We start from the raw sequence: 18,850 nt of genomic DNA on the forward strand, positions 1-18,850 counted from the left end.
ACTCGTCGTCGGACTCGTCGTCGGACTCGTCGTCGGACTCGTCGTCGGACTCGTCGTCGTCGCCTTCCGGCGACTCCGACTCTCCCGATCCGGTGAGCGTGTGCTCGCCGAGCTGCGGGAGTGCCCACTTCGGAGGGGTCGACCCTGCTTCGAGCAGCAGTGCCTCCCCCTCCTCGGTGAGGACGTACACGTTGCACGCCATGAGACTCATGGTCAGGCGGCGACCGTCGCGACGAACAGGCGCTTCGCGTCCGAGAGGACGGGGAACGCGACCGCGTCCACGAACGTGAACTCGCGGTACGGCGGACCGACCTTCTCGACGACACCGGCGATGCCGGGCGCCTCCTGGAACGACATCTCCGCGAGGTTGCTGTTGACCAGTTCGAGTGCGGTCGCCGTGACGCCCCACTCGGTGCGCCCCAGGTCGCCCAGCTCGGCCGGGGTGAACAGGACACGGTTCGCGGGGATCACCCGGGCGAGCTGGTCGGTGGTGACCGACTCGACCTGCGTGTCGTACGGGGCGACGAACGGCGGGAGGCCGTACGAGGCGAGGAGGGTGTTGACGTCCTCGAAGCTCGCGTACGTGCGGCCGGCGGCGGCGCCGTAGATCGCGTCGATGATCTCCTTGTTCCGCTGCACCAGTCGGAGGACCGTCTGCGAGGTGCGGATCGCACCAGCCGGGGCACCGTTGGTCGCGACGTAGACGTCGTGCCAGGTGATCAGGTTGGTGAGGACCGTCGCTGTCGCGAGGTTCGTCCACAGCGTGCCCGCGGTGACCAGGTGGGACCCGGGCACACCGAAGTCTGCCTCGAAGCCGCCGTTGATCTCGGACACGGTGAGCTTGCCGTCCGTGAGGACGTCACCCCACGCGAGCTCGAGGCGTCGGAAGATGTTCCCGACGAGGTCCTCGGCGTCGTTGTAGATCGCGTCGGCGAGGGCGGCGGTGTTGGTGCCGTTCACGCGGGCGAACTCCAGCTGCAGCCGCTCGTACTCGCCCTTGTTGCGCGAGTCCGAGAGGGGGATCATGCCGACCGAGCCGGTGGAGCCGGTGTCACGGTCGGACACGTGGATGCGTCCGTCGTAGGTGCGGTACCGGGCCGTGCGGTTGCGCTTCACGATCTCCGCGAAGTTGACCGTGTTGGTCTGGTTGTTCCGCGACGGGAACGCGTTGAGCAGGGCCAGGTCGCTGGGGACCGGGACTGCGCGAACGAACGCCGAGAGGGCGTCGGGGCTGACGGGGGCGTCGAAGACGATAGCCATCTAGCTCACGCTCCTTCCGAGAAGTTGACGAGCTTCAGGTCCGTGCGGGCGTCGGCGTCGAGCGACCCCTTGCCCGTCTGGAACGGAAGCTTGGACGGGATGACCTCGCCCTTGTGGAGGCCGGCACCGCCGACGCGAGTTGCGCCAGCACCGACAGCCACGGACGAGAACAGGATCTCCACGGCGGTCTCGGTGCCGTTGGTGGCAGCGGGGTCGTACGGTGCGTACAGGCCCGACGTGGTGATCTTGCCGAGCACCGTCCCGGACGGGATGAACCCGTTCGGGTAGTGGGTGCCGGCGGTGAATGCGCTCACGTCCAGGACGATGCTCGGGTTGTCACCCGGCAGGGTTCCGTCGGGGCCACGAAGCCACGAACGGTTCTCCGACTGGAACGTAGAGCGGCGAACGGTGATGTCAGACATCGGTGTTTCCTCTCAGTTCTTCTTCTTCCCGAAGCGGCGTTCCGCCTCGGCCTCGCCGGTTGCCCGGCCTGTGGTTTCGATCTGCTCGTGCTGGCCCTGGAAGCGGGACAGGTTCGCGGTCTGCTTCGCCTTCTCCTTGGTGTTCTCGTTCACCCAGGCGGTGATCTTGGCCATGTCGGCCTTGTCGCCGTCGATGAACTGGGAGCGGTCCAGGGTGAGGAGCGTCGCCGGGTCGACCTCGCGGCCCTGAAGGGCACGCTCGATCGCCGTGGTGACACGCTCGTTCGCGAGAATGCCGAGCACCTCGCTGCGCCCCTCCTGCTTCGCGTCCTGGATTGCCTTCTCCTCGGCGGTCTGGGATGCGGTGCGAGCGGCGTCGAGCTCCGCCTGGAGCTGCGCGATCTCCTCCGGGGTCTTACCCCCGAACGCCTTGACGCGGTCCTCGTGCTTCCGCGCCTTGTCCTGCCAGTAGGCAGCCTGCTGTTCCGGCGTCATCTCCTTGACGGGGGTGTTGGCCGGGAACCCGGCTCCGTCGTCACCCTCGTTGTCTGCCATGAACCGGATTCCTCGAAGGTCGAACTTCGAGGGGCCGATCTGCGCCAGACCGTCGAGGCCACGACGAGCGAAGGTGGGCGTGCGTGCGAGCATGATCTATCTCCCATGTCGGGTACTTGGTGGTGGCCCCATGCCGGGGAAACCGCACGAGTTGTGCGGCGGTCTAGATGGCGTCGATCTCCGACGCCGAAGTGAAGTGCTGGTCGCGCCAGGTCAGTACAGCGCCGAGTTCGCCGTGCTCGCGGACCGCGATCAGGTCGAGGTAATCGGAGATGCTGTTCTTCCCGTCTATGAGACGGGCGCCACGGTCGCTGGAGCCGAACTGGCTCTCGATCGTGGAATGGATCATCTCGAGCCGGTCGGGATGAATGATCTGAACGTCCGGGTCGCCCTTGTGAGGGCGCTGTCCGCAATCGCATCCGGGATGAATGGGCTGCAGGTCGCGCGCCCAATACCGCTGGGTTGACGCGATCACGCACATGGTGCAGTTCTCGCGACCGGTTAGAACACGTTCCGTCATGCTGACGCCGCCCGACTGCATCGCGCGCCGCGCAGAGTGGGTCTTCGCGAGCTGCAGGTTCGTCGTGACGATCGACTGCAGCCGCGTCTTGCCTGCCGAAACAGCCGCCGTAACCGACTGGCCCTTCGAGAGGGAGTCGTGCATCGTCGCGAACGGCCGGGCGTAGAGCGTCTCATCACTGATGCCACGCAGATTGTGGGTAGTGGCCTCGAAGGTGCGTCCGGTGACGGTGAAACCCTGTTCGGCCGCGACCCGTGCCATGTATGCGTCAGTGATGTCCGAGATCCGCTGCTGCCCTGCCTGCACCCTGGGTGCGACCGTGGCGAGAAGACGAGCGATGTCGTCGTCCCGCCACGATCCCATGCTGTTCCAGTAGCGCATGGCGAAGTTCTGGATCGTCAGCCGAAGCTGGTTCACCTGAACGTCGTATGCGCGATCGAGGCGAGTGACCATGCCTCCCCCTACTGGGCTGTTGCCGCGTCCGCCACCGTCTGAAGGATGAGCGCCTGGTCGGCCTGCTCGGCCATGACCTGAGCGATCTCATCCGGGGTCATCTGCCAGATGACGCGGAGGATGGTCTTCAGCGGCAGCGACGTGGATGCCTGCGAGGTCGCGGAACCCTTGTCCGCGAGGGAGAACCGTTCGGTGGGCTTCCACCCAACGGTGATCTTCGACTTCACCGCGCGGTCCGCGTCACCGGCGGTGAGGAAGATCAGGTGGTAGAGGTCGACGATCCCCTGCGTGGCGCGGGTGATCTTGTCCTCCACGGCGAACGTCAGACCCTCGCGAGTGAACTTCGCACCTTCGGCCGCCTGGTTGTCGGGCGCGAAAATCGACATGGGCCGGCGCGTCACCGCAGCAAGCCGCATGACCTCGTCCTTGATCGCGGAGAGGATGCCGTTGATGTCCGCCTGGGTGGATTCCCACACCTTCGCGCCAGATGGCAGGAGGAACCATTGGCCAGGATCGGACGTGAGGATGTCGTCGAGGTCATCGACGCCGATTGACGTCTTGAAGTCGTTCTGGATGTCGACTTCGTCTTCTTCGGCGTTCATCTGGATCGCGCGCTGGCGGAACGCCTGGTACATGACGATCACAGTCATCTGGAACACCAGACGGTCGATACGGCGCAGCAGTCGGAGGTGCGGCTCGAACTCGCCCTTGCCGTTCCGGTTCCTGAAACGGACGACCGGGACGAGGTGGTGCTTGAGCTCCATCCCGTCCTTGCCGCCCTGGGTGTTGTCCCAAGACCACGCCTTCGGGTCGAATCCGGCTTCACCGCTGACAGGGCGCTTCGCGACGAAGGATCGCGCGCGAGTACCCCCGGAGATGGAGCCGGGGAGCATGATGACCGCATAGTCGAAGCCATCGAACTGGTCGCGAAGGAACTTCACTGCGCACACGATGCGGGACTGTCGCGCGGGATCGTGAAACGTCACCACGTCGCGCGGATCCTCGGCGGTGACGGTGATCTCGTCCGTGTCTGCGTCCGTCCCGACGATCCCGTAGGAGTCACCGGCCCAGAGCATCGTCTCGATGATCGACGCGAGCTCCACATCGAGGTTGTTGTCCCGCCAGTGCTCCCACGCCTTCTCATCGAGGACATCACCGGACACTGCGGTACGGATGTCCCGAACGGACATCCGCTCCCGCAGGGACCCGGTGATGAGTTCGGCGAAGTTCGTCGTGGACTCTTCCTCGAACTCCTTGAACGCCTCGCGTGCGTTCTTCACTGCCGCTGGCGCCGGCGGATTGCCGTCGTGCCAGGCGGCGAGCTCAAGGAGTCGCGGACGCTGCGCGTCACGCTTCTCGAACGCACGCTCCAGCCACCAACCCGGCGTGTAGGGAGTCTTCGTAGCGACAGCCATGCGACCCCCTCATGTGTCATCGCGACCCGATACGCCGGATCACAGCTCGCTTCTTCTGGACTGGTTTCGCCCCACCCTTGAGGGCGTCGAGGCGCGCTTTCCACGACAGGACCGCAGCCATACCGGCGTCGAACTTCAGCCCCATCTGCCCGTCCTGCTTCTGCATGACGTACAGCGGCTCTCCGTGGTCGTCGCGGAGACGGAGTTCCTTCTTCCCGGCGTTGCCGAGGTGACGGATCAGGTCGTCGTGGGGCGACAGGACCCGCCCGATGATGAAGTCTGGATTGACGCGACCACCGAATCGAATAGACCCGGCGTCGATCGCTTCCTGATATTCGCGAAGCGCATATGCCATCTGGCTGTGACGCTTCGTGTACCACTCCTCAACTTGACCGGGGTATTTCGCGTACCAGGATCCGATGGTCTCGGTCCAGTGCGGCGGGTCCGCATACAGCTTGAACACCCGGTACCGCCTCATGGCGTCCTCGAACGTGGCCGTGACTTCGTCCTCGGGAACTTCCCATTCGTCAGCATCGTCCGGGCGTTCCCAGAGCCCGATGAGCTCCTGCAGGCCCGTCTTGATGTCGGTCGCGACGAGCGCCGTCGCATCGCGGAATCGGGCACCGTCGAACCCGAGGGCGACGAACGCACCGCGTGGGATGCACTCCCCCGGGCTGAGTAGACCGTTCAGTTGCGTCCTGTCGAAGAACGTCGAGTCGGACTTCCGCCACCGGTTCAGCCACACCCGCTCGAGGTATGCCTTGTCTGCCTTCGGTCGATCCCACTGCTTCGCGATCGACTCGAACTGACCAGGACCGTACTCCCCCGCAGGGCCTGTCGCGTCCGCGATGGCCGCGATGCGCGCCTCGATGGTCGTGAGGTCCTTGTGCTCATCTCCTGCCCAGCGGGCGAAGAACATCAGCGCGGGCTCGTCGATCTCGCCACGAGCAATCGCCTCGGCCTCTGCGCGGACGTCCTCCTGGATCGAGTTCTGCCCCGGCTGCCCGGCGGTCGACGTGTAGAGCGCCCACGGGTCCTCGAGCGGACGCTTCGTGAGGTTCGCCGCCATCGTTTCGTGCGCGTGCTTGGCCGAAGGGAGGTACAGACGGTGGGGCTCGTCGAAGTGCTGGAACGTCGTCAGGGCACCGTCACGGGAGCCAGGCGAGTTCGATACGGGGACGACCTTGCCGTCGGCCCGGCCGCGAAAGTCGAGCCGCACGATCCTGTCGAGCGACGCATCGAACAGGTCAGCGTCGGGGCCTTCCTCTACGACGTACTTGAGGACGCCGTAGGCAAGCTCCGACACCTGCTCTTCGGTGACCGCCATCATCGGGATGTACGGCTGAACAACGGGTCGCCCGACGGGATCACCGTCAGCATCGAACCCATCGCACCGCGCCGGCGCCTCTGGGTGCAGCTCCGCCAGCGCGACCCACGCCGCGAACTCGGTCTTCGCCATTCCCTTTCGCCACTCGATACTGCCCCGCTGGAACCGGCGTCGACCTGCGAGGCGATGTCCCTGCGGGTAGACCTCGTAGAGGCGGTACAGCGCGGCGAGCTTCTCGTCATCGAGGACCGCGGGCTGCCCTGCGAGCGAGCCCGGGCCGAACACAGCGCGCTCCGTGATGAACTGCGCAAGCTCGGGGCCGAGTGTCGGGTACGAAAGGTCGAGCGGCGGAACGATCAGAACCGCCATGGCCGTCTACGCCAGCTTCATCTTCAAGCGAGGGTCCTCGCCAGGCTTCGGCTGCTTCGACGACTTGCGGCGCTCCGTGCGCTCTTCAGCCTCATCGGCAAGGGCGAACTGGATCTTGAGCCGAGCGCGGTCCTCGGGCGTCGTGCCGAACTTTGCGGTGCGGAGGCGTAGCTCGCCGGCGAGCTTATAGTCCCCCTCGACGAACTGAGCGTGTAGCAGCGCGGCCATTTTCAGCTCTTCCCAGTCCGAGTCCGTGAACTCTGCGGAGAGCGGGGACGTCGCCCACATCGACCACCACTCGATCGTCGCGGTCGGCCAGTCAACGATGTCCGTGAACTTGCCCTCTTCACTATCGACGCTCTTGTAACGGGTCGGAAGTTCCGGCTGCGCCGTCGGCTGGACCTCGATGACGCGGAGGGCTGCGCCAGTCTTGTTGCGCCGAACGCGTGTAGCGGCGTCCTTCGGAAGTGGGCCTTTACCGGGCATCGCGAACCCCCATGTCGGGAAGAGAAGCGCCCATGTCGGGCAGAACTGCGGGTGGACCAGAATCTCCCAGACCCGTACAGGACATTTTCAACAGCATCTCCCCGGCGGTCGTGGGAGGGGTGGGGAGGGGGGTGAGGCCCTACCCTCGTCGTCGTGCTCGACCTCGTGCTGCTTCCTGCTGCGTCTTGGCCTTGTGGCATGGTGTGCATGCTGCTTGGCCGTTGTCTGGGTCGTAGCGTGCGCCGCCTTCGGCTACGGGGACACGGTGGTCTGCATCTGTGGCGCGGTGTGTGCAGCGTGGGCCGCGGATCTCGCATGTGCCTTTGGCGCGGGCGAGGACGGTCTTCCGCCACTGTGCGTGTTCGGTTCCTGTGGCGTGTGAGCGTCCTGTCCAGTGGTGGACGGTGTGCTCTTCGCAGTACCGGGTGGTGGTGATGCGGTTGTCGCACCCGGAGGACGGGCATTGGCGAGGGGCCCTGGGCATGTGTACTGCACCCCCTGGGGTTTGAGGTCTACCCCTGGGGTAGGAACTCTGCGGTGAACTCGAAGCAGTGGCGCCACGGGTCGGCGAGGATGAACTCGGCGTTGAGTTCGGGGAGCATGAAGCCGCGGTGCCCGTGCTGCTCGGTGAGGGCCTTGAGCTGGTCGATCGCGAACTGTGCGGCTTCGTCGAGGTTGTCGGCCGTCACCGTGAATGTGATGTCCGGGTTCTGCGTGGGCATCAGTCGTCTTCGGTCATGGTTCGTCTCCGTACGCGTGGTCGATGCGGTCGGAGAGTGCGGCGAGGCTGTTCTCGACGCGGACGATGTAATCGATCAGCTCAGGCTTCGTCATGGCCTTGAGTTCGCGGCGGCGCTGCAGGTCGGTCTTCACTGCGATGGTGGCGTCCTGGTGGGCGCGGTGCACTTCGCGTACGTCACTCACTACTCGCTTCTTCCTCGAAGGGCCCGATCCTCTTCGCGCGCATCTCGGCGACCTCGGCGGGTGTGATGGGCCACGGCATGTACTGGTCGAGGACGCCGGCGAGGTGATCGACCATGAGTTCGGTCTCCCGCTCGAAGGTGCGCCACATCCACACCGAGGTGGGCGTCGTGCGGACGACTTCGGTCTGGGCGTTGTGCACTACGTGGAGCAGTTCATGCACGAGCGTGTTGCGCTGATTCTCTGGCGAGTAGGACCACCAGTCCTTGTTCACCGCGAGGGGGACGACACGGCGACCGTACACAGGATGCACGCTCGCGTTGGTGTTGGTATCGGCCGACGCGAGCGACAGGAACACGTCCCACTGTCCGAGCCCGAGCAGGTCCTTCAGCTGATTGATGTACAGCTGGATCGCGTCCGCCTCGTCGGGCGAGAAGTGCGTGTTCTGCTTGCCCTCGTCCTTCGGCTGCTCGTCAGGGTGCCAGTCGCGAGTCTCGACCTGGCCGTTCGCGGGTCGCTCGTCCGGCGTACGCCCAGATGTGGTGTCGATCATTGGTCTCCTCGAGAGAGTGCCCATCCGAGGGCGGGTTTCCAGATGATGTGGACCAGGATGCTGAGGCTGATTCCGGCGGCGATGCCGATCAGGGTGCGCATTCCGCCTCCGTGAATATCGGTGGGTTAATGCGTCATTCGGCTATGCGATTAGGTGCGCGTGTGCCGTGATGCGGTTACCCGATTGGGTCGAAGGGAAAGTGAGGTATGTGGGAGGTGCGAGTCCGGCTCGGGGTGCCTTGGCGGGTTGGTTACCGCGCACCCGAAGTTGTCGAAAGGCCCGCACCTCCACGGCTCCGGGAGCAGGGTTCGAACCTGCGACGTGCGCATGAACAGTGCGCTGCTCTGCCAACTGAGCTATCCCGGATCGGCCCGCCGCAGCCGAACTGGCTCGGGCCTGTTGAGTTGTTGCCCCTATGCACGCCACTTGGTGCGCTCCGGCGGTGTAGTCCGGCTCTTCGGGGCTGATTGCCGCGTTGCTGTGCGGCACCCCTCAACCGAGCCAGCCGGGAGCTCTGGGGAAGCTCCACCGGCATGCCGGGAGGGGGTCTTAACGACGAAACCCCCGGAAGAGGTTCCGAGGGTGTGGGGTATGGACGAGTCCAACCATAGAGACTCTATCAGGAGTTCTTCCGGCTCCCTTTCGCGCGCCACCGTGTCGCGCCCGGTTCGTTGATCGGCAGGTCGCCGAAGCGGACAGCAAGCGGCGGCCGTCCCGTTGCCTCGGCGACCGGGTGCTCGAAGGTGCGAATACTGTCCTTCGCGATCCACGCGTCGATCGTGGAGCGGCTGACGCCGAACAGCTTCGGGAGGTCGCTGACGCGGACGGCCGCATCGTCGAGTTGGTCCGTGCGGACGTGGTCGGCTCTGGTGGTCACTCGGGGTACCTCTCGTCGTAGATGTCCTTGCAGGTGCCGCACACGGGGAACTTCGTGAAGTCCCGAGACGGCCGCCACTTCTTGCCGCAGAGCGCGGTGATCTCGATGCCCTCGAACATCGACCGTTCGATGTCCTTCTTGAGGGCGTAGTGCGAGAAGAGATCGTGGTCGCCTGCGTCGGTCGTGACCGTGTCCGGCTTCTCGAGGGTGTCGGCGCTCATCGGTATCTCGTCTCCTCGTATCGGTTCGGTTGCCCGAGCCGGAGCTTCTGCAGCTCGGCGTATCGGGCCTGGTTGTGGTGGATGGCGCGTTGCTCGTCGAGCGGCTTCGGGATGACGTTGGCGAGCATCCCGCCGACCTCGACGACCGTCGGCGCGGGAACGAACCTCGCGTCGGCGGGAAGGTCGGGATCGGCGCTCACGAGTCGTCCTGTCCGTGGCAGGCGTGCTGGCACTCGGTCGGTTCGTCGGTGGTGTCGTCCCATGCGTCGCCGATGCAGGCGGCGCACTTTCCGTCTCGGCAATCGGGGCTGAGGATGTCCGATACGGTGCTGTCATGACTTCTCCTGCGCCCGCCCCCGAACCCGGCTGGCACCTGAACGCGAACGGGCAGCGGCAGTGGTGGGATGGTTCTGCGTGGGGGCCGGTGGATGCCGCTCACATCGCGCCGACCGTCCAACCAGGCGTTGTGATGGTCCGGAACGTGAAGCTCAAGACCAAGAGCACCGCATACGTTCTCGCTATCTTGTTCGGCACTCTCGGTGTGCACAGGTTCTACCTCCGCAGGATTGGAACCGGTTGGGTGATGCTCATCGCGTCGCTGTTGAGTCTCCCGTTCCGCCTGGACGACCAGCATCCGGGTTCGGCCGCTATCGGGTGGGGAACTATTGCGGTTCTCGTCGTCTGGGTGCTGGTCGACCTGATCTTCATCCCGGAGGTCGTTCGCGACGTGAACCGGAAGAGCGGCGTTCAGTAGTAGCGCGGGTACCGCGGACATCACTTTGCTCCTTCCTGCTTCGTACCGATCGGATAGTCGCGGATCTCACCCCACGGCAGGCCGAACACGGTCCTCCCGTTCACGCGAAACGGATTGCCCCACCCGGACGGCCGTGCAACGACGACCGTCCCCTCGGGCTTCCTGTACCCGCGCCGGCGGGAGAGCTGGATGCGCTCAAACACGCGATTTCCCTCCCCGTTCATGGTCGTGTCCGTTCTGTGGTTGTGTTCATGCATGCAGATTCCTTCGGTGACGCCCGGCGCACAGCCGGATGGCGTGGAGACGGACTGGTGGGCGGGTTGGTGGGACTGGTCATCGTTCGGACCCGACGCGCTAATCGGTATCGGGACCGGCCTGATCGTCGCCGGGATCGTGTCAGTCGCCGGCCGCAACGCGCAGAGCCGCACTCTCAGCGAGCTCGTCATGGGACAGCAGCAACGCGCGGTGGATGCGGGTAACTCGTTGCTTCGGAGCGGGTTCTCCTACCCGCCGGGGCCGATGCCAGAACTGCTGCCAGACACCAGCAACATGGACCGACTGCGCGATATCGTGCGCTCCGTTCCCCGCGGCGAGCCCACCAAGCCCGTGATCGGCTACGAGTGGGTCGTCGGGGTCGTGGACGCGTTCGACCGCCTCGAAGTTGCCGCGGACACCGTGCTCGGCCATGTGCGCAGGCACGGCGGCGCGTCACCCACTAGCGAGATCACCGAAGCCCTCCTGTGGCGCATTTGGTCGCTCGGGAACGTGAACCCCAAGTACGCGCCCTACCCGATGACGACCGAGCCCCCGCTCCTTGAAGACTGGAATGAAGGCGGTCATCTCGCAGCGGCTCTCGACCCGATCGGTGGCAACCTCGCAGACGACACACCGTTTCGTGACGAGGTCAACGAGTACCTTCGCGCCAGACGCATGCTTGAGCTCTACCGGAACGCGTTCTTCCAGGTGCAGAACACGTTCCGCGCCGAACTCCGCGGCGCCCCGCAGAAGCCGAGAAAACGTGCCTTCGCGGCGGCGTTCGCAAAGGCTCAGCGGCATGGTCGGGACGTGGTCACCCGGGCTCCCGAATCTGAGTAGGTTCCTTCGGTCGGGCGATCCATTCGGAGAGCTGGTCGCGGAGCACGGTCGCAGACGCGACCGTGAGAACGACAGTCGTGCGGATCGGGTCGCCACGGTCGGCGACGTCTAGGCGGAGGTACTCCCCCACCGTTGACGTGCACTCTGCATCCTCGGGCGCGCCAGGGACGCAGTATCCGGGGATGACGGCGAGGCCGACCCAAGCGTTACCGTCGACTCGGCCGGGCCAGACGCCGGAACCCGCGTACGCGCGCACTGTGCCGTCGAGCACGCCGTGGGAGGTCATGCCGATCTCCGGTTTGGATGCGTAGATGCTCATCCCGTCTTCTCCTTGTCGGCCGCTCTCGCGCGGCGCTTCATGTCGGCTTCGATCGCGGCGAATGCGGGCGCGTACTGCTTCACCCACGTCTCCCATGCGACCGCGTACCCGCACTCCGGGGTGCCACACACCACGCGGAGCTCGTCGCCGGCGCGCTCGGGCGCCGCACGCCACAGGTGCGGGTGGGTGCAGTTCGGGCACTGCAGGTACGGGATCGCGCGGAACTGTGCCTCCGAGTCGGGCCATCGGCGCAGCGCGACGCCCATCCTCTTGAGGAGGACGACGGCCGATGTCGCCCCGTCGAGTGTGTTCACCCAGGCGTCGACGTCGATGGTGACGGCGTCGTGCGCGAGACGGATGGCGTCGTCGATGGATGCGGTCGACGGGATGACACGGGCGCCGAGCGCGGTCATGAGCTCGTCGGCGGCGATCCACGGGTCCGGCATGAGGATCGACTTCTCCATCGAGGTGTCGACCCGCTCCCCGATCGCCTGTGCCGGCTTCTCGATCGACCGCAGGTGAGCGATCAGCCACGCGAGGCGCCCGAGCGCGTCGACCACGCGCCGGTAGCAGACGCCGCAGAGGTACCCGTGCTGCGCAGAGCGTGGGATGCACCCACGGCACGCCTGGTTCTCGCACTCGGCGTAGTGCGCCTCGGCGATGCGCTCCCCCGCCGGGGTCATCCCCCGCCTGCGGCAAGGGAAAGGGCGATCCGCTCTGTGGATCGCCCTTGTGGCCTCGTGGTTCGTGACGCATGTCTCGTGCTCGTCAGGCATTCGCGACCTCATCTTTGTCGTGGATACCGAACCGGTCGACCTCAGCACGCTCCGCCTCAGAAAGTGCCCGGGCCGGACCTTCTAGGTAACCCTCGAACTTCTTGGCGATGTTGACGACGATGTCGCCGTCGTACTTCCCGACCTGCTGGGCGGAGGCGAGCCTCACGGAGAAGTCGAGTGCGGCAAAGCGGCGGCGTTCAGCGTCGTTGGCGTAATCGATGCTCATGTCAGAGCCTTTCTGAGATCTGGTCGACGGTGTCGGGTCGGAATGGGTTTGAGATGTCAGTGAGCTCCACCCTGAAGTGGGCGGTCACACCGGGCTGGTGTTCGATGACCAGCCGAGGCTTGTCCATGAACTCCGGCGTATCGTCGGCGACTAACTGGGCGCCGATGCCGCGATCTGAGCCGATCGCGTCGTAGATGACCTTGCAGAGCGGATCAGGGCCATCCGCGTCGCGCTTGTGACGCGTCGGGACAACCCACACAACCTGCACAGAGATGCGCTGCATCTTTGGGATGCGTTGCTGTCGACATAGCGCAGACACGAGTTCGCGGAGGTCCTTTGCCGACTTCGCCTTGACGCGCCAGTGGTTCCGGTCGTTGGAATGCAGCCCCTTGGGCGGGCGCTCGTACGGGAGCTGTAGTACCCAGCTCATCTGTTCCTTCCCGGTAGAGTTCGGGCATGCCGACGCCGCCGCCGACGTTCCCTGTTCCCCTGCCTGTCTCTTTCGGTCCGCACGAAGCGGACTGGTGGATGGTTTGGCTGACTATGGCTGGCATCATCGCGACACTGATCATTGCCCTTCTGACGTTGCGTGCGAACAAGCGAGCCGATGCCTCACGGGCCGTTGCGGAGCGCGTCCAAATCGAGCTCCTTGAGCGGAACGCGCTTCAGTTCAACGAGAGCCAGGCGGCCGCCCGTGAGCAACTCCGGGTGCTCGCCGATCTTGTCTCGAAGTCACAGCCGGGCGCAGCGACGCCATCTCCCGAACCGTCTCCAGGCTCTGTAGAAGGCGATCTCCCCGCGACGGACGTGAAATGGCTTCTCGAGCGGGACACTGCAGTGAAGAACGGATGGTTGATCCGGAACATCGGCACGGCAACCGCGTTCGGCGTCGCCATCCGGGGGCTAACAGAACAGGACACTCAGGACCTGATGATCCCTTATCCCGACCCTGTCGACGCCCCTCCATACACAGCCGTGCCTTTCTCGATCTGGAAGTCGATGGCAAGCCCCCCTGCAACGGTGATCGAAATCACGTGGCGGGATGATCTCGACCGGCCGAACGCTCAAAGAATGATCGCCGTGTAGGGGCTACGCGCTCACGAAGCGACAGCTAGAAGGAACTCGGCGACCGCATGTCCGAGGTCGCGTGCGGCGGGCGGCGTGACGGCGTTCCCGGCCTGCTTGACCTTATCGCGCTTCGATCCGAGCAGCAGGTAGTCGGGAGCGAAGCCCATGCCCGCCTGGATCTCGTGCGGTTCGAGCATCCGGAACCCGGCGTCCTCGACGTCGAGGCTGATCGGCTCGCTCGGCTTGATGAGCGACTGGTGGCCGCCTGTCGTGAGCGTGCGGATCGGCTCGATGACCGGCGTCGACATCTCAGCTCCGCCGAGGTTGTTCCGCATGACGAGGGCGTGGTGGTTGCCCTCCGCGCTGACCGTGTCGATCGGGTGCGTCGCGGGCTTCGCGACGCCGTGGTTTCGCAGCGGGACGAGCAGCCCGGTCTCGTTGCGCGTCGACTGCGTGCGCAGCGGGTCAGCGGCGGATGCGGCGCTCTTGCCCTCGCGGCCCTCGACGGGTACGAGCAACGACGCATGGTTCCCGCCAGCGACGAGCGACGGCAGTGCCTCAGAGATTGGTCGCGACCGCGAGTCGTCCGCACCCGAGAGGTTGTTGACGATGAGCGCATGGTTCGTCGCGGTGGTCACCGTGGGAAGCTCCTCGTCGACGGTCCGCGCGCGGTTCGTGTGGTTGTTCGTCATGAGCAGTGGCGGGATCGCGAGGCCGTGCTCGGCGCTGCCGGTCTGCACCGGCATGGGCGCGTCGAGCTCAGACACCCGCAGGTAGTTCGACCCGGTGGTCACGCCGTCGTACGTGTTCCCGGCCGCCTTCGCGACGATCGGCGCCCAGTGACGCTCGATGCCGCGGCGGATGCGCTCAACCGTCTTCGCGGCGAGCGGCTTGGTGCGGTCGCCGATGCGCGGCGCTGGGAGCGACCAGTCGATGATCGACGCAGCGGGGAGCCAGCCGGGCTCTACGACCTGCCAGCACTTCGGGCACCGGTAGAGGTACTGGGCGCGGTAGCGTCCCCATTGCTCGGTCTTCTTGAACGCTTGCACGGCCTGGATTTCGCCATGCTCCATGCACAGCGCCATCGGGCTGGTCCACTTCCGGACGTTCGGGCCCGTGAGCCCCTTCTTCTTCGAGGCGAGGTCTTCGCGCCACATCACGATGTACATGCGGTCGCGGGACTGCGGGGCAGGCAGGCCGCCGATCTGCGCGTGCATGCTGTTCAGCCACACGAACTGCATCCGATAGCCGAGCTTCTCCATCGCGAGCTGCCACGCCGGGAACTGGTCCCAGCGGTACGCGTCGACGACGTTCTCAAGGATGATCGCCATGTACCGGTGGTGCTCGGCGAAGCGCGGGATGTCCCACATCGTCGCGCGGGACCGGTTCGCAGCCTCGTCGGGCAGCGGCGCGGTACCGTCGAGCTCGAACAGCGCGAGGTCCTGCTGGCGCTGGCGCTTGATGCCCTTCGCGATCGAGTGGTTCGTGCACTCCGGAGACCCCCACAGGACGTGCGTGCGCGGGAAGTAGCGCGGGTCGACCTGCGAGATGTCCGCCTGCGAGTGATCCGTTTCGGGGTGGTTCATCTGGTGCGACTCGATCGCGAGCGCCCAGTGGTTTGCCGCGATGACGACCTTGTATCCCGCTTCGACAAGGCCAGAGGACGAACCGCCGGCGCCGCAGAACAGGTCAGTAACGGTCAGGCCGTTCCACGGGATGTCCGGCTTCTTGTAGCCCACGTTTGTCACGCGGCGCTCCCTTCGATGTCGAGAAGATCGAAGAGCGATGGTGTCGCCTGCTCTCGATCTAGCTCCTGCTGGTACATGACGGCGTCGCGGAACGACGTCGGGTTGAGTTCGGACGCGCGTCCCTCGCGGCCGAGCTTCCGGGCGCGCAGCGGGACCGTGCCGAGGCCGCCGAACGGGTCGTACACGAGGTCACCCTTGTTGGAGTAGCGCTCGATGAGCCGGTCGACGATGTCGAACTGCAGTGGGCAGATGTGGAACTCGAGCGCCCGACGTGACTGCTCACCGTTCAGGGTGAGCATGCGGTTCACGTCGTCCCACACGTCGGGCCGCCACGACCCCGGGTCGAGGCTCTTGAACGTCGACGGCAGCGCGTTCTTCTCTGCCAGCGCCTCGCCCGTCGCGACGTGCGTGTCGAAGTTGTAGACGTTCGCGCGCGACTGATCCTTGAACAACCTCGAGCGGTGCTTCGGTTCGACCGCCGCGAGCTCTTCAGGTGTGAGAAGTCGGTTGCCGGACGAGCGCCAGTCCGCAGCTGCGTCGATCTGCCAGCGTGCGAGTGAGTAGTCCGGGATCTCCTTCGTCACCCGATCGTCGGCGTACCCCTTAGAGCGGTCCGACTGCGGCTTGTGGAAGATCAGGATGTACTCCGGTGAGCCGACGCCCATCTTCGTGCCGTCCTTGCGCATCTCCGTGTAGCCGAGGCGATACGTCTGGTTGTTCTCCCGCACGACATCGGTGGTGACAGTGATCATCCCCATGTAGTCGAAGCCGTGCTTGAGGCCGTGCGCGAGCGCTTCGGCGTGGAACGGCGAGACGGTGGGGATGCCTGCACCAGTGACGTTGCCGAACTGGATTCGGTCCTTCACGTGGCAGGCGTAGATCCGCCCCGGGCGGAGCACGCGCAGGAGCTCCGGGGTGAGGTAGTCCATCTGCTGCCAGAAGTGGAGGTTGTCGTCTGTGTGCCCGAAGTCGTTGTAGCTCGGCGTGTACTCGTAGTGGTTGGAGAACGGGATCGAGGTGACGATCAGGTCGACCGAGTCATCCTTCATGTGATCGCGGGTCTCGACGATGCAGTCGTTCAGCGCGAGCTTCCATCCGGGCCCGGACTTCTCGACGCGCTCCACGCCCATCGCTCTGGTCAGCTCAACGGAGATCGCAGCGGGGTTGAGTCCGAACTCACGGATCACGTCCGACATCGTCTCGGTGAGACGGTCGTGTTCCTCCCACTTCGCGAGGAGGCTGTCGCGAACCTCGGACTCAGTCTCCGCGTAGATCAGCGTCACCGAGCATGCGCGCTTCTGCCCGAACCGCTGGATACGGTGCACCGACTGGATGGTGTCATTGAACTTGTGCGTGACGCCGACGTAGATCGCTCGATTCGACTGCTGCAGGTTCATCCCCTGCCCCAGCTGCACGGGCTTCCCGATCAGCGCGAATGTCTCCTGGTTGCGCCATGCGTCGAGGCGTCGCTCGCTCTCTTCATCGTCGAGACCGCCGTGGACCGATGAGAATGTGAGGCCCTCCGCGGTGAGCATCTTCTCGATGAGCTCCTGTTCAGCGTTGAGGTCGCACCAGAGGATGATCTGGTCCTCGGTACCGTGGTTCTCCACGTGTTCGCGAACGAGCGTCAGCATCCGCGCCACCCGAGGCGTGATCGTCTCGCGCTTCTCCCGCGCCGTGTCGATCAGCGACTTCGCGCCGGCTCGGACGAGGACACCCTGGCCGTCACGGTCGATCTGGTCGGAGCGGATCTCCACCTCGACCGAGTCCCATTCGACGGAGAGCACGGGAAGGTCGTACCCAGCGTCAGAATGACCGAGGTCGGACGGTCGCTGCACGAAGCATGCCCAGGTGTTCAGCCAGAGCCAGAACTCACGCTCCTTGTGCGGGTACAGCTTCAGGTTCCCGGCCTTCGACGAGTCTCGCTGGAAGAACCGTGTCAGCGCCTGGCCAGTGTCCATGATCCCGAGGAACCCGGCGTAGTGGATCAGCTCCTTGTGTCGGTTCGGCGACGGCGTCGCGGTCGCAACGAACCGGTACGGGATCTCGTCGAACAGCCCAAGGAACTCCTGGTACGTCTTCGATCCGAACGAGCGCAGCACGGAGGCCTCGTCCAGGCTCACCGCGTCGAACCCGTCGACCGAGAGACGGCCATCACGCACGCTCTCGTAGTTCGTGACGTAGATCCCCGACCAACCCGGGTCGATCTCTGCCGTGCGGCGGATGAAGCGGATCTCAATGCCGAGGAGCTCACGGCCGTCCCGGACGAACTCACCGCGAACACCGAGCGGGGCGATGATCAGCGCCCTACCGTCGACGACGGGTGAGGCCGGGTGGGTGAGGATCTGGCGCAGTGTCTCCATCTGCATGATCGACTTCCCCAGGCCGAACTTGGCGAAGATCGCACGTCGGCCGCCGAGGATCGCCCACTGGACAATGTCGCGCTGGTGCGGGAGCAGGACTTGGTGCAGGTCGTCGCTGTGGACAGGGAACCCGAACGAGCGATCGAATGCGACCTTCTCGCGCAGGAACTCTTCGTGGGACATCGTCGGCATGCGGAAGAAGTCGGGGGTGAGTATTGCGGATGTCATGCGCTCTCCTTCAACGCCGAAGCCCCCGCGGGGACGGGGGCTTCGGTGGGGACGGGTCGTCGGTTCTGGTCGGGGTTTCGTGGGAGACTGGCCGCGTTGCGGGTTCCGGTGACCTGGCGTCGGAGGAGGCCGAGACGGTCCGCGATCTGCCGATCAGTGAGTCCCTCCTTCAGCATCGCCCGGAGGGTGTCGCGCGCGATGAGGACGGCCTCGCCAGCTCGGGCGCGGTTGGCGGCTGCGCGGCGGTCACCGACTGAGGCGCCGGATCTGGGCCCGCCGCGAGCTCGCCGCGCCTGCCGCTCTGCTTCCGTGAGCTGCGCCGCACGCTCCCGTTCCCCGGCGATGATGTTGGCCGCGCTGACGCCGGCGTCGATCTGCTTCCGGAAGGCGTAGTCGCCCTGGTAGCGGATGCGGAAGTCGCGGCACGTGATCGGTGCCGGGCAGTGGCTACCGCGGCATCCGCGCTGGTAGCCCTCGGACGTGCCGTGCGGGTGGGTGGGATCGGACAGGATGTCGGCGCTCATGCGCTCTCCTTCAGCTGGTGCTTGGCCGCCTGGTAGCCCTTGTACTCCCGGCGGCGTTTCTCGTTCTCGATCCGTTCTTGGCGGCGCGCGTTTCTGTCGGCGGCCTCCTGCCACCTCGCTTGCTCCGCTCGCGCCTTCGACAGCTGGTTGTCGGCGGCTATCAATTCCTTGCGTCGGTTGTCCGAAGCGGACCCTGGCCGTTCGCTTCGGAGACGCGATAGCGGTGGAAATTGCTCGCGGAGCGCCGCCCGCTTGTCGATGAGCGTCAGCCAGTCGAACTCGGTTGGCATCGCTTCACTCCTTCAATGGGAAAGGCCACTACCCGTGTTGCTGTGAGGTAGTGGCCTGTGGATAACTCATCGCTCCTGGG

Annotated in this window: 27 protein-coding genes and 1 tRNA gene; 3 read left to right on the forward strand and 25 right to left on the reverse strand. The window is 65.4% G+C overall.

Features of this window, described 5'->3' with window-relative positions; all coding sequences use genetic code 11:
* From DW297_RS11450 to DW297_RS11525, 16 genes are all read right to left on the reverse strand, one after another.
* Positions 1–211 (reverse strand): hypothetical protein (locus DW297_RS11450; protein ID WP_205828279.1); only part of this gene is annotated, 211 nt, incomplete at its 3' end.
* A gap of 2 nt (positions 212–213) precedes the next feature.
* Positions 214–1,260 (reverse strand): major capsid protein, encoded by a 1,047-nt coding sequence (locus DW297_RS11455; protein WP_136032458.1) that lies wholly within the window; start codon positions 1,258–1,260, stop codon positions 214–216.
* Positions 1,261–1,265: 5 nt separating this feature from the next.
* Positions 1,266–1,682 carry a head decoration protein gene (locus DW297_RS11460; RefSeq protein ID WP_136032459.1) on the reverse strand — a complete coding sequence of 139 codons (417 nt, stop codon included), beginning with the start codon at positions 1,680–1,682 and terminating at the stop codon, positions 1,266–1,268.
* Positions 1,683–1,694: 12 nt separating this feature from the next.
* Positions 1,695–2,330, reverse strand: coding sequence for a hypothetical protein (locus tag DW297_RS11465; protein WP_136032462.1), 636 nt, complete (start codon positions 2,328–2,330; stop codon positions 1,695–1,697).
* 70 nt (positions 2,331–2,400) lie between these two features.
* Complete coding sequence (locus DW297_RS11470) at positions 2,401–3,210, reverse strand: hypothetical protein (RefSeq protein WP_136032464.1); 810 nt, start codon at positions 3,208–3,210, stop codon at positions 2,401–2,403.
* A gap of 8 nt (positions 3,211–3,218) precedes the next feature.
* Positions 3,219–4,625, reverse strand: a complete 1,407-nt coding sequence (locus DW297_RS11475; RefSeq protein ID WP_136032466.1) for a phage portal protein — start codon at positions 4,623–4,625, stop codon at positions 3,219–3,221.
* 16 nt (positions 4,626–4,641) lie between these two features.
* On the reverse strand, positions 4,642–6,321 hold the full coding sequence (locus DW297_RS11480) for a large terminase (RefSeq protein WP_136032468.1): 1,680 nt from the start codon (positions 6,319–6,321) through the stop codon (positions 4,642–4,644).
* Positions 6,322–6,327: 6 nt separating this feature from the next.
* Positions 6,328–6,807 (reverse strand): phage terminase small subunit, encoded by a 480-nt coding sequence (locus tag DW297_RS11485; protein WP_136032470.1) that lies wholly within the window; start codon positions 6,805–6,807, stop codon positions 6,328–6,330.
* A gap of 139 nt (positions 6,808–6,946) precedes the next feature.
* The gene (locus DW297_RS19480; protein ID WP_136032472.1) at positions 6,947–7,291 is read right to left on the reverse strand and encodes an HNH endonuclease signature motif containing protein; all 345 of its coding nucleotides are present in this window, start codon (positions 7,289–7,291) and stop codon (positions 6,947–6,949) included.
* 28 nt (positions 7,292–7,319) lie between these two features.
* Positions 7,320–7,529, reverse strand: a complete 210-nt coding sequence (locus DW297_RS11495) for a hypothetical protein (RefSeq protein WP_136032474.1) — start codon at positions 7,527–7,529, stop codon at positions 7,320–7,322.
* A gap of 13 nt (positions 7,530–7,542) precedes the next feature.
* Complete coding sequence (locus DW297_RS11500; RefSeq protein WP_136032476.1) at positions 7,543–7,731, reverse strand: hypothetical protein; 189 nt, start codon at positions 7,729–7,731, stop codon at positions 7,543–7,545.
* On the reverse strand, positions 7,724–8,281 hold the full coding sequence (locus DW297_RS11505; protein ID WP_136032478.1) for a hypothetical protein: 558 nt from the start codon (positions 8,279–8,281) through the stop codon (positions 7,724–7,726). The genes DW297_RS11500 and DW297_RS11505 overlap by 8 nt, the downstream gene beginning before the upstream one ends.
* Before the next feature lie 293 nt (positions 8,282–8,574).
* Positions 8,575–8,647 (reverse strand) — tRNA-Asn (locus DW297_RS11510).
* A gap of 253 nt (positions 8,648–8,900) precedes the next feature.
* The gene (locus DW297_RS11515) at positions 8,901–9,158 is read right to left on the reverse strand and encodes a hypothetical protein (protein ID WP_136032480.1); all 258 of its coding nucleotides are present in this window, start codon (positions 9,156–9,158) and stop codon (positions 8,901–8,903) included.
* The gene (locus DW297_RS11520; RefSeq protein WP_136032482.1) at positions 9,155–9,379 is read right to left on the reverse strand and encodes a DUF3039 domain-containing protein; all 225 of its coding nucleotides are present in this window, start codon (positions 9,377–9,379) and stop codon (positions 9,155–9,157) included. Before DW297_RS11520 ends, DW297_RS11515 begins: the two co-directional genes overlap by 4 nt.
* A complete protein-coding gene (locus tag DW297_RS11525; protein WP_136032484.1) occupies positions 9,376–9,579 on the reverse strand; it encodes a hypothetical protein in 204 nt (67 codons plus the stop codon). Before DW297_RS11525 ends, DW297_RS11520 begins: the two co-directional genes overlap by 4 nt.
* A 134-nt stretch (positions 9,580–9,713) precedes the next feature.
* On the opposite strand from DW297_RS11525, the gene DW297_RS11530 reads away from it, so the two are divergent.
* Positions 9,714–10,133 carry a TM2 domain-containing protein gene (locus DW297_RS11530; RefSeq protein WP_136032487.1) on the forward strand — a complete coding sequence of 140 codons (420 nt, stop codon included), beginning with the start codon at positions 9,714–9,716 and terminating at the stop codon, positions 10,131–10,133.
* Between the two features lie 20 nt (positions 10,134–10,153).
* On the opposite strand, the gene DW297_RS11535 is transcribed toward DW297_RS11530, so the two are convergent.
* Positions 10,154–10,390: a DUF4326 domain-containing protein gene (locus DW297_RS11535; protein ID WP_136032489.1), complete on the reverse strand. Its 237-nt coding sequence runs from the start codon at positions 10,388–10,390 to the stop codon at positions 10,154–10,156.
* Here DW297_RS11535 and DW297_RS11540 point away from each other — a divergent pair.
* Entirely contained in the window at positions 10,389–11,228 is an 840-nt protein-coding gene (locus DW297_RS11540; protein WP_136032491.1) for a hypothetical protein, read from the forward strand. The two genes, DW297_RS11535 and DW297_RS11540, sit on opposite strands and share 2 nt — an antisense overlap.
* Here the strand turns inward: DW297_RS11540 and DW297_RS11545 are convergent.
* The 4 genes from DW297_RS11545 to DW297_RS11560 all read right to left on the reverse strand — a co-directional run bounded on the left by DW297_RS11545 (position 11,203) and on the right by DW297_RS11560 (position 12,979).
* On the reverse strand, positions 11,203–11,547 hold the full coding sequence (locus DW297_RS11545; protein ID WP_136032493.1) for a hypothetical protein: 345 nt from the start codon (positions 11,545–11,547) through the stop codon (positions 11,203–11,205). The two genes, DW297_RS11540 and DW297_RS11545, sit on opposite strands and share 26 nt — an antisense overlap.
* Positions 11,544–12,230, reverse strand: a complete 687-nt coding sequence (locus DW297_RS11550; RefSeq protein WP_136032495.1) for a hypothetical protein — start codon at positions 12,228–12,230, stop codon at positions 11,544–11,546. Before DW297_RS11550 ends, DW297_RS11545 begins: the two co-directional genes overlap by 4 nt.
* A gap of 85 nt (positions 12,231–12,315) precedes the next feature.
* Entirely contained in the window at positions 12,316–12,549 is a 234-nt protein-coding gene (locus DW297_RS11555; protein ID WP_136032497.1) for a hypothetical protein, read from the reverse strand.
* Position 12,550: 1 nt separating this feature from the next.
* A complete protein-coding gene (locus DW297_RS11560; RefSeq protein WP_136032499.1) occupies positions 12,551–12,979 on the reverse strand; it encodes a hypothetical protein in 429 nt (142 codons plus the stop codon).
* Positions 12,980–13,005: 26 nt separating this feature from the next.
* Here DW297_RS11560 and DW297_RS11565 point away from each other — a divergent pair, with 26 nt between their 5' ends.
* A complete protein-coding gene (locus DW297_RS11565; RefSeq protein WP_136032501.1) occupies positions 13,006–13,635 on the forward strand; it encodes a hypothetical protein in 630 nt (209 codons plus the stop codon).
* A gap of 11 nt (positions 13,636–13,646) precedes the next feature.
* On the opposite strand, the gene DW297_RS11570 is transcribed toward DW297_RS11565, so the two are convergent.
* Genes DW297_RS11570 through DW297_RS11585 form a run of 4 tightly spaced genes read right to left on the reverse strand, consistent with a single transcriptional unit; the run spans position 13,647 to position 18,770 of the window.
* Entirely contained in the window at positions 13,647–15,365 is a 1,719-nt protein-coding gene (locus tag DW297_RS11570) for a DNA cytosine methyltransferase (RefSeq protein WP_136032503.1), read from the reverse strand.
* Complete coding sequence (locus DW297_RS11575; RefSeq protein WP_205828280.1) at positions 15,362–17,956, reverse strand: DNA methyltransferase; 2,595 nt, start codon at positions 17,954–17,956, stop codon at positions 15,362–15,364. Before DW297_RS11575 ends, DW297_RS11570 begins: the two co-directional genes overlap by 4 nt.
* Positions 17,953–18,480: a hypothetical protein gene (locus DW297_RS11580; RefSeq protein ID WP_136032505.1), complete on the reverse strand. Its 528-nt coding sequence runs from the start codon at positions 18,478–18,480 to the stop codon at positions 17,953–17,955. Before DW297_RS11580 ends, DW297_RS11575 begins: the two co-directional genes overlap by 4 nt.
* A complete protein-coding gene (locus DW297_RS11585) occupies positions 18,477–18,770 on the reverse strand; it encodes a hypothetical protein (RefSeq protein ID WP_136032507.1) in 294 nt (97 codons plus the stop codon). The genes DW297_RS11580 and DW297_RS11585 overlap by 4 nt, the downstream gene beginning before the upstream one ends.
* Positions 18,771–18,850 lie beyond the last annotated feature (80 nt).

The sequence above is a fragment of the Microbacterium sp. PF5 genome (assembly GCF_004794315.1).
In the GTDB taxonomy this organism is placed as follows: Bacteria; Actinomycetota; Actinomycetes; order Actinomycetales; family Microbacteriaceae; genus Microbacterium; species Microbacterium sufflavum.